The organism is Streptomyces sp. NPDC005402 (genome assembly GCF_040606575.1).
Classification (GTDB): domain Bacteria; phylum Actinomycetota; class Actinomycetes; order Streptomycetales; family Streptomycetaceae; genus Streptomyces.
This window is the reverse complement of the sequence record NZ_JBEXFB010000002.1, coordinates 80901-95236: the sequence shown is the minus strand read 5'-3', so window position 1 is coordinate 95236 and position 14336 is coordinate 80901. Positions and strand designations below refer to the sequence as shown.

General features: G+C 68.9%; 10 protein-coding genes. 3 read left to right on the top strand and 7 right to left on the bottom strand.

Features of this window, described 5'->3' with window-relative positions:
- Positions 1 to 156: 156 nt before the first annotated feature.
- The 7 genes from ABZT02_RS03635 to ABZT02_RS03605 all read right to left on the bottom strand — a co-directional run bounded on the left by ABZT02_RS03635 (position 157) and on the right by ABZT02_RS03605 (position 10891).
- Positions 157 to 3021, bottom strand: coding sequence for a glycoside hydrolase family 2 TIM barrel-domain containing protein (locus tag ABZT02_RS03635; protein WP_356013850.1), 2865 nt, complete (start codon positions 3019 to 3021; stop codon positions 157 to 159).
- Between the two features lie 27 nt (positions 3022 to 3048).
- Positions 3049 to 3918 (bottom strand): carbohydrate ABC transporter permease, encoded by an 870-nt coding sequence (locus ABZT02_RS03630; protein ID WP_356013849.1) that lies wholly within the window; start codon positions 3916 to 3918, stop codon positions 3049 to 3051.
- Positions 3915 to 4883, bottom strand: a complete 969-nt coding sequence (locus tag ABZT02_RS03625) for a sugar ABC transporter permease (protein ID WP_356013847.1) — start codon at positions 4881 to 4883, stop codon at positions 3915 to 3917. Before ABZT02_RS03625 ends, ABZT02_RS03630 begins: the two co-directional genes overlap by 4 nt.
- 20 nt (positions 4884 to 4903) lie before the next feature.
- Positions 4904 to 6163 (bottom strand): sugar ABC transporter substrate-binding protein, encoded by a 1260-nt coding sequence (locus ABZT02_RS03620; protein WP_356013845.1) that lies wholly within the window; start codon positions 6161 to 6163, stop codon positions 4904 to 4906.
- Between the two features lie 230 nt (positions 6164 to 6393).
- Complete coding sequence (locus ABZT02_RS03615; RefSeq protein ID WP_356014574.1) at positions 6394 to 8238, bottom strand: glycoside hydrolase; 1845 nt, start codon at positions 8236 to 8238, stop codon at positions 6394 to 6396.
- 36 nt (positions 8239 to 8274) lie between these two features.
- The gene (locus ABZT02_RS03610; protein ID WP_356013844.1) at positions 8275 to 9522 is read right to left on the bottom strand and encodes an ROK family transcriptional regulator; all 1248 of its coding nucleotides are present in this window, start codon (positions 9520 to 9522) and stop codon (positions 8275 to 8277) included.
- Positions 9523 to 9637: 115 nt separating this feature from the next.
- Positions 9638 to 10891 carry an FAD-binding protein gene (locus ABZT02_RS03605; RefSeq protein WP_356013842.1) on the bottom strand — a complete coding sequence of 418 codons (1254 nt, stop codon included), beginning with the start codon at positions 10889 to 10891 and terminating at the stop codon, positions 9638 to 9640.
- 108 nt (positions 10892 to 10999) lie between these two features.
- Between ABZT02_RS03605 and ABZT02_RS03600 the strand changes: the two genes are divergently transcribed.
- The 3 genes from ABZT02_RS03600 to ABZT02_RS03590 all read left to right on the top strand — a co-directional run bounded on the left by ABZT02_RS03600 (position 11000) and on the right by ABZT02_RS03590 (position 14145).
- Complete coding sequence (locus ABZT02_RS03600) at positions 11000 to 12007, top strand: hydroxyacid dehydrogenase (RefSeq protein WP_356013840.1); 1008 nt, start codon at positions 11000 to 11002, stop codon at positions 12005 to 12007.
- A gap of 90 nt (positions 12008 to 12097) precedes the next feature.
- The gene (locus ABZT02_RS03595; RefSeq protein ID WP_356013838.1) at positions 12098 to 12760 is read left to right on the top strand and encodes a pyridoxamine 5'-phosphate oxidase family protein; all 663 of its coding nucleotides are present in this window, start codon (positions 12098 to 12100) and stop codon (positions 12758 to 12760) included.
- A gap of 62 nt (positions 12761 to 12822) precedes the next feature.
- Positions 12823 to 14145, top strand: coding sequence for a radical SAM protein (locus ABZT02_RS03590; protein ID WP_356013836.1), 1323 nt, complete (start codon positions 12823 to 12825; stop codon positions 14143 to 14145).
- Positions 14146 to 14336 lie beyond the last annotated feature (191 nt).

Here is a 14336-nt window from a genome sequence, read left to right as displayed (position 1 = left end):
TGAACTCCCTAGCTCCGAACACGAGTTGCGGCCGGTCGGCTGAGAAGCCGACCGGCCGCGGGCACACCATGACCGTCGCAGAATCCCGATCACACTGGCAATGGATTAATCCACCTGTGAATTGGACTAATCGATCACCGGGAGCTCACCGGGAGCTCACCGGGGGAGTACCGAGAAGACGAACGAGAACTCCGCCGGCTCGGCCCGCAGGTGGTACTGCGGCAGCGGGCCAGGACCGCAGGACTGCGAACCGACACCGTGGTGGCCGTGGTCGAGGTTGACCCACACCGTGTCACCGGCCCGCAGATCCGTCAGATGCGTCGCCGCGTCCAGCTGCTCGGTCGTCCAGCGCCGGGCGGTGAAGGAGAACTCCGGGTCGCCCTCGATCCGCAGCCCGCCGAGTTCCACCCAGCGCACGTCGGCACGGGCGCCGTTCTCCTGCGGGCGCAGATACGGCGTCTGCAGCTCGTCCACGCTCGCCTGCCAGCGCCCGACCATGGACGCCTTCGTGGTGTCCGGGTAGGCCTCGCCGGGGCCGCCGCCGAACCACTTCACCTGATCGGCCTCGGGGAGTCCGAGCCGGATGCCGAGCCGGGGCAGCGGCTGCGTCCACTCGCCCTCGGGGCCGACGGACACCGTCAGGCGAAGCCGTGAGCCGTCCGAGGTCCAGCGGTAGACCACACCCAGGCCCACCTCACGGGCCGCGGGCGCCACCCGGGTGCGGACCGTCAGCGCGTCCTCGCCGAGTTCCACCGCATCGAGCCGGTGCTGCATGCGGTGCAGGCCCAGGGTCCGCCACAGCGTGCTGTAGCGGATGCCGGAGTTCCACTCCGTGCCCTCGTCGTTGTCGGTCGTCGCCCGCCACACGTCCAGGCGCGGGCTCTCGACGGCGACCCCGCCGATCGCCTTGAGGGCGCCGGTACGGCCGTCGAAGGACGCCGGGCCCAGGGTGATCAGCTGCTCGCCGCGCACCGGCCGGTCAGTGGCCGCGACGGAGGGCCGTACCGGCGAAGAAGCCGGGAGCTGGCCCCACGCGACGACATGGCCCTTGGCTGCCCAGGCCGTGTCGGACGCCAGGAGCGCCCGTACGGTCCACTGCGCCTCCGCACTCTCGTGCGCGGGCGGCTCCGGCAGCTTCAGGTCCGCCGACTCGCCCGGTCCCAGTGCCGGCACCGCGAGCGTGCCCGCCTCGACCGTCTCGCCGTCCACCTGGTACGACCACTCGAAGGCGAGCTGGGACAGGTCCGCGAAGTCGTACTTGTTGGTGACGCGTACGGTGCCGTCGGCGCCGTCGATGCGGACCGGCTCGATGACCTTCTTGTACTCGATCAGGCCGGGGGAGGGCGTGCGGTCCGGGAAGATCAGGCCGTCGCAGACGAAGTTGCCGTCGTGCAGCTCCTCGCCGAAGTCGCCGCCGTAGGCGTAGCCCAGCTCGGCGTGCTTGACGCCGTGGTCGATCCACTCCCAGATGAAGCCGCCCTGGAGACGGTCGTACTTCTCGAAGAGCTCCTGGTAGTCGGCCAGGCCACCGGGGCCGTTGCCCATGGCGTGGCCGTACTCGCACTGGATGAACGGCAGCTCGCGGCGCCCCAGCGTGCCACCGTCCAGCCGCTTCCCGATCTGCTCGACCTCGCCGTGGAAGGCGTACATGCGCGAGTACACGTCGGTGTCCCGGCAGTTCCAGTCGCCCTCGTAGTGCACCAGGCGGGAGGAGTCGCGGCCGTGGATCCACTCGGCCATGGCGGTGAGGCCGCGGCCGGTGCCGGCCTCGTTGCCCAGCGACCAGAAGACGATCGAGGGGTGGTTCTTGTCCCGCTCGACCATGCGGGCCGCGCGGTCCAGGAGGGCCGGGGTCCAGCGGTCGTCGTCGACGGGGTTGTCCCGCCAGTCCTGCTCGGTGAAGCCGTGGGTCTCCAGGTCGCACTCGTCGATGACCCACAGGCCGTACTCGTCGCACAGGTCCAGGAAGGCCGGGTGCGGCGGGTAGTGCGAGGTGCGCACGGCGTTGATGTTGTGCCGCTTCATCAGCAGCACGTCCTCGCGCATGGTCGCAAGGTCGAGGGTGCGGCCCTTGCCCGGGTGCCACTCGTGCCGGTTGACGCCCTTGAACAGGACGGCCTTGCCGTTGACCTTGATCAGACCGTCTTCGAGGGCGACCGTACGGAAGCCGATGCGCAGCGGGACCCGCTCGCCCTCGGTGACCAGCTCGCCGTCGTAGAGCCGGGGGCTCTCGGCGCTCCACGGGGCCACCGGGGCCGTCGCGGACTCGCCGGTCGCGACATCGATGTCGAGGGCGGGCACGAGCACCCGCCCGTCGACGTCGGAGTCGACACGCAGGGTGCCCTCGCCGGTGAGGTGGTCGTAGGAGGCGTGCACGAAGAAGTCCAGGACGCCGCCCGCGGGGCGGTGCAGCAGGGTGACCTCCCGGAAGATGCCCGGCAGCCACCACTGGTCCTGGTCCTCCAGGTAGGAGCCGGCCGACCACTGGTGCACCCGGACCGCGAGGACGTTGGCCTTCGGCTTCAGGAGGTGGCCCACGGCGAACTCGTGCGCGAGCCGGGAGCCCTTGAACTCGCCGATGTCCGTGCCGTTCAGCCAGACCCGGGCGCAGGACTCGACGCCGTCGAAGCGGATGACCGCGCCGCCATCGGCGGGCCAGTCCTCCGGCAGGTCGAAGACGCGCAGGTGGTCGCCGGTCGGGTTCTCGGTGGGGACGTGCGGCGGGTCCACCGGGAAGGGGTAGAGGTGGTTGGTGTAGATGGGCAGCCCGAAGGCCCCGTCCCCCTGGAGGACCCAGTGCCCGGGGACCGTGACCTCGGCCCAGCCGCCGGCGTCGTATCCCTCCTCGGCGAAGGAGTCGTCCTCGGCGTCGACGGTCGCCGAGAGCCGGAAGCGCCAGGCGCCGTCGAGGGGCAGGGCCTTCGCGTCGGAGGACGCGTACCAGGCGCGGGGCGGGAGGGCCCCGCTGCCCGGTGATACGTCCTCGACGTAGTCGAAAGCGCTGGTGGTGCGGAAAGACATCGGTCTCCAGGTCCTGAGAGAGAGGTGTCAGCCCTTGATGCCGGTCTGCGCGATTCCCTGCACCAGCCAGCGCTGGAGGAAGAGGAACACGAACACCAGGGGCAGGATGGAAATGGCGGTGGCCATGAAGATCAGGTGGAAGTTGACGGTCTGGTTGGTCGTGAAGGAGGACAGTGCGACCTGGACGGTCCAGGAGCTCGGGTCCTGGCCGATGACCAACGGCCACAGGAAGGCGTTCCAGCCGCTGATGAACGTGATCGTGGCCATCGCCGCGAAGAAGTTCAGCGAGTTGGGTACGACAATGCGCCAGTATGCGCCCCAATAACCTAGCCCGTCCACGCGTGCCGCCTCCTCCAGCTCCTTGGGGAACCCGAGGAAGTACTGCCGGAACAGGAAGCAGGTGAAACCACTGAAAAGCCCCGGGATGATCAGACCGCGGTAGGTGTCGATCCAGCCGAGCGACGAGACCAGCACGAAGCTGGGCACGAAGGTGACGGCGGTGGGGACCATCAGGGTCGCGAGGACCATGTAGAAGACCTTGTTGGCGTGCTTGTAGGGGATACGGGCGAGGCCGTAGCCGGCCAGGGAGCAGATCAGCAGGGTGCCGACGGTCATGGAGACGGCGATCACCGTCGAGTTCCACATGGACCTGGCGAAGTCGACCGTCGGGTCGTCGAACAGCTCGCTGATGTTGCCCCACTGGAAGGAGGGGAGCAGCTTCCAGTTCTCGCCGGTGATCTCCGGGTCCGTGGAGAGGGAGTTGCGGAGGATCAGGTAGAAGGGGAGCAGGAAGAGCAGGGCGGCGACGCTGACGGCGATGTACAGGCCCGTGTTGCCGAGGACGCCTCCGCGCTTCTTGCGGGGTTCCTTGCCCACCTGAGGTGCGGTGGTGGTCACTTGGAGTCCTCCCCCCTTCCGAAGCCCATGAACTTGCCCTGGAGGAGCGTGACGGCGCAGATCAGCAGCGTGAGGATGACGGCTCCCGCGCTGCCGGCGCCGTAGTCCTGGTTCTCACCGAGGGCGGTCTTGTACAGGACCATGAGCGGGGTCTGGCCCCAGGTCGCCTTGGTCGTGACGATGTTGTAGAACTCGTCGAACGCCTGGTAGGCGGCGACGAGCAGGAGCAGGATCACCGCGGTGGAGGTGGCGCGCAGCTGGGGCAGCGTGATGTACCGGAAGGTCTGCCAGCCCGGCTTGGCGCCGTCGATCGCGGCGGCTTCGTACAGCTCCGCCGGGATGTTCTGGAGCGCGGCCAGGAACAGGATCATGTAGAAGCCGGCCTGCAGCCACAGGCGTACGGTCACGATGACCAGCCAGTACCAGGGCGGGTTCGGGTCGGACAGATAGGCGATGTTGTCGACGCCGAACCAGCCGAGCACCGTGTTCATCAGGCCGAAGCGGACACCGGTGAAGATGGACATCTTCCAGATCAGCGCGGCGGCGACGTAGGACACGGCGGTCGGCAGGAAGAACACCGACCGGAAGAACGCCCGCATGAACCGCAGCCGGTGCACCAGCATGGCCAGGCCCAGGGACAGGGCCCAGGTCAGCGGCACGATGAGCGCGGCGAACACCGTGAACGTCACCAGGGAACCGGTGAAGTTGGAGTTCGTCAGCATGCTCTTGTAGTTGTCGAAGCCGATGAACTTGCTCGGCGTGACGGTGAAGCGTGCGTCGAAGAAGCTGAGCCAGATGCTCCAGACGATCGGCACGAAGACGAAGATCACCAGGCCGATGAGGAACGGCCCGGTGAAGAGCCAGAAGTTGAAGGTCGGGTTGCCCCGTAGGCCCCGCCGCGGCCGGGCCGGTGAGGCCTTGGCCGGGGCGGGCTGGGCGACCCCGCGCGTGGTGGTGGTCGACATGTCGTGGTTTCTCCGTCGACCTATCCGAAGAGCTTCTTGAGCTCGGCGTTGACCTTCTTCTCCGCGGTGGCGAGCGCGGCGTTCGGGTCGCCGTTCTTACGGACGCTGTTGGCGAACGCGTCGGTCAGGGCGGTGATCATGGCCTGGGTCCAGCCGATGTTGTCGAAGTGCCCGAACTCGTTGAAGAGCTTGACGCCCTCGGCCGGCAGACCCGACTTGAGCTTGGTGGCGGACTGCGCGATGGAGGTGCGCGGTGGGATGTGGAAGCCGTACGAGGTGGCCCAGTCCTCCTGGTACTCCTTCTGGTCGATCCACAGCCACTTCACGTACTCCTTGGCCGCGTCGACGTTCTTGCCCTTGGCGTTGACGAACATCGACCAGCCGCCGTTGTAGACGGACTGCTTGCCGTTGTCGCCGACCTTGGGGAAGGGGAAGATGCCGAGGTCGTCGCCGAGCGCCTTCTGCATGGCGGGCATCGCCCACATACCGCAGAACTGGATGGCGCACAGGCCCTGGTTGATCGCGGACGGGTCCCAGTAGTCGGCCGGGGCGTCGAGCAGCAGGTTGCCGCTGGTGAACAGCTGGCGCAGCTGCTTCATGCCGGCGACCACCGCGTCCGTGTGGAAGGCGGGCTTGTTGTCGGCGGTGAGGGTGTCCGCGCCGGCCGACCAGAGGAGCGGGTTGATGGCCGGGGTGAGGTCGTTGCCGAGGAAGACGCCCTTGACCTTGTTGGTGGTGAGCTTCTCCGCGGCCTCGAGCAGCTCGTCGAGGGTGGTCGGCACGTCGACCTTGGCCTTCTCCAGCATCGACTTGCGGTAGAAGAAGAACTGCGGGTCGTCGATCATGCGGACGCCGTATATCTTCCCGTCCACCGTGTGCGACTTGATGTCGGCCTGGTTGAAGTCGTCCTTGACCGGGGCGATGATGTCGGTCAGGTCCGCCACCTGACCGCTCTTGACCAGCTGGATCTGCGGGTGGAACTCGAAGACGTCGGGCGCCTTCTTGGTGAGCAGGGCCGCGAAGAGCGCGGACTCGAAGTTGGCTCCCGTGATCCAGTTGGTCTTCACGTCGGCCTTCTTGTAGGCCGCCGCGTAACGCTTGATGGCCTGCTCCGTGCCCGCCTCGCCGTAGGCGTGGAAGTACTGGGTGAGGCCGTCGCCCGACCCGCTGCTCCGCCCGGTGTTGCCGCCGCACGCGGCCAGTCCGCCGGCGGCGGCAAGACCCATGCCGGCCTGCAGAACGCTTCGACGGTTCCAGTGGTTGTTGCTCAATGCCGACATGCTGACGTCCTTGTCTCGAATACGGCTGCGGCTCTGTGCCAGGTCTCTGCGGCTCAGCGCCAGGTGGCTCAAATGGACCTGCGGTGCGGGACGTTAACCTTCGACTAAGCCTTCGGCAAGGGGTTGGACGAAGTCTGCTCGAAGCGTTGTGCGGCGTTCGGGATACCGGACGCCTCGGGGCCGCGGGCCGCCGCACCAGCGGCCCGCAACCCCCTTGCAGAGGGGTGGTGTTACTGCTTGAACCAGGCCTGGTTGGTCCCGCCGTTGCAGGACCACAGACCGACCTTGCTGCCCTCGGCCGTCGCCTGTCCGCCGACGTCCAGGCAGGTGCCCGACGCCTCGCTGACGACTTGGCCGTTGGAGTTCAGCAGCCATTGCTGACTGCCGTCACGGGTCGCCACAGGGCTCGTCGTGAGCCCCGAACTCCCCGCGGTCAGATAGCCGTTCGCGCCCTTCAGGCGGCCCTTCGCGTCGTACGACCACACCTGCTCGGACCCGCCCGTGCAGCTCGTGATCACCGCACCCGAGGCGTCCGCGGTCAGGCACTTGCCGGACTGCTTGCCCTGGAGCGCGCCCGTGACCGCCGACGTGCCGTGACCCTTCTGGTCGAGGACGTATGTCGTGATGGACCGCGCCGGCAGAGTCGCCGAGGCCGTGCCGCCCTTGACCGACGGCTTGGCCACGTTCGCCCAGCTCTCGGTCGCCGACGTGCGCACGGCCTTGCTCGCGCGCACCGGCGCCTTGCTGTTGAAGTGCAGCTTCACCGCGGTGTCGGTGGTGTTGTGGTTGTTGACCACGGCGACCCACTTGCCGTGGTCGTCGTACGTCGACACCTCGACGCCGTCCGGGACACCGGTCACGTTGTGGGCGACCGAGCCCGGCCGGACGAACTTGCTGTACTGGCCGAGCGCGTAGTAGCGCTTGGTGTAGTACAGGGTCTGGTTGCCGTTGGTGGCGTAGTTGGGGTCGTAGTAGATCAGGCCGTCGTTCCAGCCCTCGCCGTTCTTCGCGAGGGGGTCGGAGCCGATCATCTCCGACAGGGCGACCCACCACTGGAACGCCGAGTCGTGCGCGGTCGCGAAGTCCTTGTAGATGATCCGGGAGAGGTTCAGACCGCCGTCGATCGTGGGGTCGTACTCCTGCGCCCAGCCCGTGCCGCCGTTGCCGAAGCAGCAGATCTCCGTGGACCAGGACTGCTTGCCGACCGACCTGGACGTCTCGTAGATCTTCGCCCGCTGGTCGTCGCCCGGGTTGTTGTACGTGTGGTGGGCGAGCTTGTCGACGTACTGGGCGGTGTCCGGCTGCGAGATCCACTGCGGGACCTCGGTGTTGAAGCTCACCGTGCTGCTGGACTCGTCCGCGATGATGCCCGTCCTCTGGTGCCGGGCCTGCTGCTCGGCGCCCAACGCCCGCACGATGTCGTCGCGTTGGTCGACCGGTACCAGCATGCCCTCCTGGCCGCAGTCGTCGAAGCTGTTCGTCGGCTCGTTGAAGGGGCTGATGTAGTCGAACTTCACGCCCTGCCGGGCGAAGTGGGCGGTGACGTCCGCGACGTACTTCGCGTAGTCCTGGGTGTTCTCCGCCTTCAGGTAGCCGCCGCAGCTCTTGGCGTTGGTCTTCCACTGCGCGGGCGCGCTGTTGACGAAGGCGATCAGGTCCTTCACGCCGTACTTGGCGGCCGCGTACAGGAACGTACGGCCCGCCTTGTCCTTGCTCCAGTCGTAGGACCCGTCGTCCCTCACGAAGGTCTCGGGAGCGCGCGGCGCGTAGGTGACGGCGGTGCCGCCACCGCCGATGTTGTAGCGGTAACTGCTCAGTGCCAGGCCGTCCTTGGAGAACAGCAGCTTCGACACCCGGGCCTGGACCTTCGGGTCGAAGTTCTTCAGGTCGTTGACCCACCAGGCGCCCGAGGCACCGATGTTGTCGATGGTCTGGGCGGCGTGCGGGGACACTTCGGCCACCGTGGGGGTGGCGGCCGACGCGGGCGGAGCGGATATCAGCGGTCCCGCGACAGCGAACGCGGCTGCGGCTGTCAGCAGGGCCGATCTCTTGGGGTGGGGGTGAGACACGTGCATCCCTTCCGTCGTCATGAAGGTGGTGCGGTACGGCTCCTAGCGAGGGTTGTGCGTCTTGGCTCTCGCGGGGGTGGTGCGCTTTGTTGCAGACCTCTGCCCGACCGACTGGAGTGCCCCTTCGAGCGCGAACGTCGCCGCGCCCAGGCACGCCGGGTCCGTCGGGATGGGGGAGAGGACGATCTCGGTGGCGGCCATCGGCCGGGGCAGCGCGTGCCGGGCGACGGCCTCGCGCACCTCCGCGGCCAGAGGCTCGCCGAGGGCGGCTGCGACCCAGCTGCTGAGCACGACCACCTCGGGGTTGAACAGGTTGACCAGGTGCGCGATGGAGGCGCCCAGATAGCGGGCGGTGTGCCGGACGACCTGGACCGCCGCCGGGTCCTCGGTGCGCATCCCCTGGGCCAGCGCGTCGATCGTCGCCGTCTGGTCGCCCGGGTGCAGCAGCTCGCTGTCGGGGCTCAGCTCCCGCAGGTTCAGCATGATCCCGGGCGCGCCCACATACGTCTCCACACAGCCGTGGTTGCCGCAGCGGCACAGGCGTCCGTCCAGGACGATCGTGTTGTGACCCCACTCGCCCGCGCTGTTGGAGACACCGCGGTGCAGTGCGCCGCCCAGGACGAGCCCGGCGCCCACGCCGGTCCCGAGGGTGACCACCACGGCGTTCCCGCGCCCGCGCGCCGCTCCGAACCACAGCTCGGCCACGGCGACGGCACGCAGCGGATTGTCCAGGTAGAGCGGGTAGGCGATGTACTCGGAGAGCAGGTCGAGCAGCGGCACGTCGTGCCAGTCCCAGTTGGGGGCGTACTCCGAGATGCCGGTGGCGCGGTCCACCTGCCCCGGCACGCTCACGCCGACGCCCAGCACCCGGGCGCCCTCGATCCCGGCCTGTGTGACCACCGAGCCCACGGCGGCGGCGACATGGCCGACCACCTGCTCGGGGAGGCTCTCGCCGGGGCGGACGTCCTCCTCGGCGCGGGCCAGGACGTTCAGCGCCAGGTCGAACAGCTCGACGTGGACGTAGGTCTCCGCGATGTCCACGCCGATCAACGCGCCCCCCGACGCGTTGACGGCCACGAGCCCCCTCGGACGCCCGCCGGCCGATTCCTCGAACCCGACCTCCGTGATCATCCGGAGGTCGAGCAGCTCGCCCACGAGCGTGGCGACGGTGGCCAGGCTCAGCCCGGTGGCCGCCGCCAGCTCCTGTCGGGAGGTGGGCGACTCGGCGATGATCTGGCGCAACACCTCGTAGCGGTTCGCGGTGCGGATGTCACGTGATGTGCGCTTCATCGGGGCCGGCCCCCATCCCTTCGCTCATGCCGGGACGACAGTGGCACCGGCGCGGCGCAAGGCTATGGGCTGCGAGGGACTTTGTACAAGGGGTTAGGAAAGGGGCTTTATAAAGTCAGTCGGCGAGTACGGACCGGACGAAGGCGTTGGCGAATTTTGCCTCGGGGTCCAGCTCACGCGCCAGCTTCCGGAAGTCGCCGAGCCCCGGGTAGCGCTGGCGCAGGATCTCGGCGGGCGTGGTGAACACCTTGCCCCAGTGCGGCCGCGCGTCGAAGGGCTCCAGTGCCTCCTCCAGCCGGCGCACCGCCGGAAGGGCGGCCTCGGTGTCCTCGATCCAGGTGAAGTGCAGGGCCACGGTGTCCCGGCCGTAGGAGGGGCTCAGCCACTGCTCGTCGGCGGCCACGGTCCGCACCTCGCAGATCTGGAGCACCCCGGACACCGTCTCCCGGATGCCGTCCACCGCCTGCAGCGCCTCGACGGCGTCCTCGCGCGGCAACAGGTACTCCGACTGGAGCTCCGCACCGCTGCTCGGCGTGAACTCGGCCCGGAAGTGCGGCAGCCGGTCGTGCCAGGGCCCCGGCACCCCGAACTGCTCGGTGCAGTTGACCGCGGGCATCCCCGGCACCGGGTGCATCTTCTCGGTGGCGGGCGCGGCCCACGGGAAGTCGGCGAGCGGCTGGTCCGTCCGCCGCTTGACCCAGATCTGCCGGAAGCCCGGAGCACGCCAGTCGGTGAAGAGGCTGACGCTGTATGCCGTCGACATGACCGTCTCGAAGGCCGCCTGGTCCAGCCCGGCGAGGGGGAGTTCGGTGAAGACGTACTGCTCCACGTCGAAGGACGGCACGACGTCCAGGGTGAGCGCGGTGACCACACCGAGCGCGCCCAGCGAGGTGACCGCGCCGCCGAAGCGCGGGTCGCCCCGGCCGATGGTCAGCAGGGAGCCGTCCGCCGTGACCAGCTCCACCTCACGCACGGCCGACGAGAGCGGACCGTTGCCGACGCCCGAGCCGTGGGTGCCGGTCGCCACCGAGCCGGCCACCGAAATGTGCGGCAGCGAAGCCATGTTGGCCAGCGCGAGGCCGTGGGCGTTCACCGCGCGGGCCAGTTCGGCGTACCGGACGCCGCCCGAGACCCGTACCGTACGGGCCTGGGTGTCCACGTCGATCACCGGCGGCAGGTCGGCGATGGACAGCAGGACGCCCTCCGGGCCCGGCTCGGCGATCTCGTTGAAGGAGTGCCCGCTGCCCAGCACCCGCACCCGCGCGCTGTCCGCGACCAGGGTGGCGATCGCGTCGAGCGAGTGGGGCCGGTGCAGTTCCTTGGCGGAGTAGGTGATGTTCCCCGCCCAGTTGGTGATCGTCTCCGACATGTCCGTCGTTCCTCCCGGAAGTGTGTATGCGTTGACCCTCTCATTTGTCGGGCTCTACCGTAGAGAGCGTTTTCTACAAGCTTTCCGTCGGTCTGGAGGATCACCACCTTGCCCGAGCGACCCCAGGCGCTGTTCGCCATGACCGCCGAGAACGTGCCGCTCGTCTTCCCGCCCGAGGTGCTGGCGCGGCTGCGGCAGTGCGTGGACATCGATCCCGCGCTGGTGGCCGAGGACCTCACCGACCCCGCTCTCGCGGACGTCCTGGCCCGCACCGAGATCCTCGTGACCGGCTGGGGGTGCCCCCGCCTTGACGCGACCGTCCTCGACGCGGCCCCGAAACTGCGGGCCGTTTTGCACTCGGCCGGCTCGGTCAAGGGCTTCGCCACTCCCGAGATCTGGCGACGCGGGATCGCCGTCTCCTCTGCGGCCGAGGCGAACGCGGTGCCTGTCGCCGAGTACACGCTCGCCGCGATCCTGCTGGCGGGGAAGGACGTCTTCGTCCGCCGCGAGCGACTGCGCGCCGAGCGGGTGTCTCCCGGCTGGGGCGTCGTGCCCGGCATCGGCAACCACGGGCGGCGGGTCGGGGTGATCGGGGCGTCGCGGATCGGGCGGAAGGTGATCGAGCTGCTGCGCCCGTTCGACCTCACGGTGCGCCTGACCGACCCGTACGTGGACGAGGTGGGGGCCGCGGAGCTGGGCGTCTCCCTGCTGCCGCTGGACGAGCTCCTGCGCACCTCCGAGATCGTCACCGTCCACGCCCCGGAGACCCCTGAGACCCGACACCTCATCGGCCGTCGTGAACTGGCCCTTATGCCGGACGGGGCGGTACTGATCAACACCGCGCGCGGGAGCCTGGTCGACACGGACGCCCTCGTGGACGAGCTGCGTACCGGCCGCCTGTCCGCGGTCCTCGACGTCACCGACCCGGAGCCGCTCCCCGCCGACTCGCCCCTCCATGAGCTGCCGGGCGCCTTCGTCACCCCGCATCTGGCGGGGTCGCAGGGCAACGAGCTCGCGCGGCTGGGCCTGGCTGTGGCGGCGGAGGCGGAGCGGGTTGTCTCCGGGGCGGGGCTCGCGTGTCCGGTGCACTACGCAGAGCTGGAGCGAACGGCCTGAGCTACGGATTTCGTTGTTCTCGGACTACTTCAAGGCCAAGTCCGGCAGGGGGCTGGTCCCTTACCAACTGAATCAGTAGCATCCTGGTTCATGCTCCCTGATCAGCTCCCTGAGACAGACCTCACCCGCCACCGGCGCCTGCGCGACCAGGGCAGCCTGGACCGGGCCGACCTGGAGGCGATCCTCGACGCCGGTTTCGTCTGTCATCTGGGCGTGGTCGTCGAGGGGCGGCCGCTGGTCGTGCCCACGGTGTACGGGCGGGACGAGCGGCAGCTCTATCTGCACGGGTCGGTGGCCAGCCGCAGTCTCGCGGGCGGTACGCCGGTCTGTGTGACGGTCACGCACGTCGACGGGCTGGTCCTCGCGCGGTCCGTCTTCGAGCACGGCGTCAACTACCGCAGCGCCATGATCCACGGCGAGGCCCGCAAGGTGACCGACCCGCAGGAGAAGTTGACCGGCCTGCGCCGGCTGACCGAACACGCGACGCCCGGACAGTGGTCGTACGCCCGGCAGCCCAGCCGGAAGGAACTCGCGGCCACCACCCTGCTCGCCCTCCACCTCGACGAGGCCTCCGTCAAGATCCGCACCGGCGCGCCCGACGACGGGGACGGGCCCGACGCCGAGCTGGGTCTCTGGGCGGGTGTGCTTCCTCTCATCTCGGTGTGGGGCGCGCCCGTTTCCGACCCGGCACTGCCCCCGGAAACGCCCGTACCGTCCCATATCGCACGCCGTGAGGGGACCCGGCACGGGTGATGTCGGTGCGAGGGCATACCGTGAGGAGTCGGTCGTACGTCTGAGCCGGGAGGAGACACGGGATGGGCAGCCGTACCGCGCTGGTCGAGGATCTGATGGAGCGGTTTCCGCAAGTACCGCGGGAAGCCGTCTTCAAGGAGGACCTGCTGCGAGGTGGCGTGGCCTTCGACCCGTCCGCCCTCAGCGACAACGAGTCCGGTGAGGTGAAGCCGAAGTCGTACTTCATCTTCTCCTTCGACCACGGGACCTTGCCGGAGCTGGGCGAGGCCGCGCTGCGCCGACCGCCGGAGGAGATCATCCTCACCGGCGGGCCGTACGACCTCAGGCGGACCGTGGTGTCGGTGCGGGTGAACCCCGCCTCGCCGTACCGCGTGGCAGCCGACGACTCCGGCATGCTCGGGCTCTACCTCGACGGCAAGCGGATCGCCGACGTGGGCGTGCCGCCGATGCCGGAGTATTACCGGCACAAGCTCTCCAGCGGGAAGTCCGTCATGGAGGTCGCCCCGACCATCCAGTGGGGCTACCTGATCTATCTGACCGTCTTCCGGGTGTGTCAGTACTTCGGCGCCAAGGAGGAGTGCCAGTACTGCGACATCAACCACAACTGGCGTCAGCACAAGGCGGCCGGGCGGCCGTACACCGGGGTCAAGGACGTCGACGAGGTCCTCGAGGCCCTGGAGATCATCGACCGGTACGACACCGCGAAGACGTCCACCGCCTACACGCTCACCGGCGGCGCGATCACCTCGAAGCTCCAGGGCCGCGACGAGGCCGACTTCTACGGCCTCTACGCCAAGGCCATCGAGGAGCACTTCCCGGGCCGGTGGATCGGCAAGGTCGTGGCGCAGGCGCTGCCGCGCGACGACGTGCAGCGCTTCAAGGACTACGGCGTGCAGATCTACCACCCCAACTACGAGGTGTGGGACGAGTACCTCTTCAAGATGTACTGCCCGGGCAAGGAGCGGTACGTCGGGCGGGACGTGTGGCACAAGCGGATCCTGGACTCGGCGGAGGTGTTCGGTCCGCGCAACGTCATCCCCAACTTCGTCGCCGGCGTGGAGATGGCGGAGCCCTTCGGCTTCAAGACGGTCGACGAGGCGATCGCGTCCACCACCGAGGGTCTGCGGTTCTTCATGTCGCACGGCATCACGCCCCGTTTCACCACCTGGTGCCCCGAGCCGACGACCCCGCTCGGCAAGGCCAACCCGCAGGGCGCGCCGCTGGAGTACCACATCCGGCTGCTCCAGGCCTACCGCCAGACCATGGACGACTTCGGTCTCTCCTCGCCCCCCGGGTACGGCCCGCCCGGACCCGGCCGTGCCGTCTTCTCGGTGAGCTCCTTCATGGACAGCCTTCCGGCGGCGCCGGAGTCGGTCGAGGTCTGAGGCTTCGAGGCCGGGCGGGGGGGGCGGGGTCCCTCTCGCGCGGAGGGTCGGTTCCTGCGGTTGCCTGGAGCGGTGGCAGGGGGCCTCAGGTGACGCCGGGCGTCGCGAGGAGTTCGGTGACCCGGCGGCCCGGGAGGGGGCTCCACTTCGAGGTCGGCGCCGGCCGGGTCGGTGACCACCACGGCCGGCCA

Coding starts and splice junctions, on each gene's coding strand:
- ABZT02_RS03635 (WP_356013850.1), bottom strand. CDS start 3,021: ATGTCTTTCCGCACCACCAGCGCTTTCGACTACGTCGAGGACGTATCA.
- ABZT02_RS03625 (WP_356013847.1), bottom strand. CDS start 4,883: ATGTCGACCACCACCACGCGCGGGGTCGCCCAGCCCGCCCCGGCCAAG.
- ABZT02_RS03620 (WP_356013845.1), bottom strand. CDS start 6,163: ATGTCGGCATTGAGCAACAACCACTGGAACCGTCGAAGCGTTCTGCAG.
- ABZT02_RS03615 (WP_356014574.1), bottom strand. CDS start 8,238: ATGCACGTGTCTCACCCCCACCCCAAGAGATCGGCCCTGCTGACAGCC.
- ABZT02_RS03610 (WP_356013844.1), bottom strand. CDS start 9,522: ATGAAGCGCACATCACGTGACATCCGCACCGCGAACCGCTACGAGGTG.
- ABZT02_RS03605 (WP_356013842.1), bottom strand. CDS start 10,891: ATGTCGGAGACGATCACCAACTGGGCGGGGAACATCACCTACTCCGCC.
- ABZT02_RS03595 (WP_356013838.1), top strand. CDS start 12,098: ATGCTCCCTGATCAGCTCCCTGAGACAGACCTCACCCGCCACCGGCGC.
- ABZT02_RS03590 (WP_356013836.1), top strand. CDS start 12,823: ATGGGCAGCCGTACCGCGCTGGTCGAGGATCTGATGGAGCGGTTTCCG.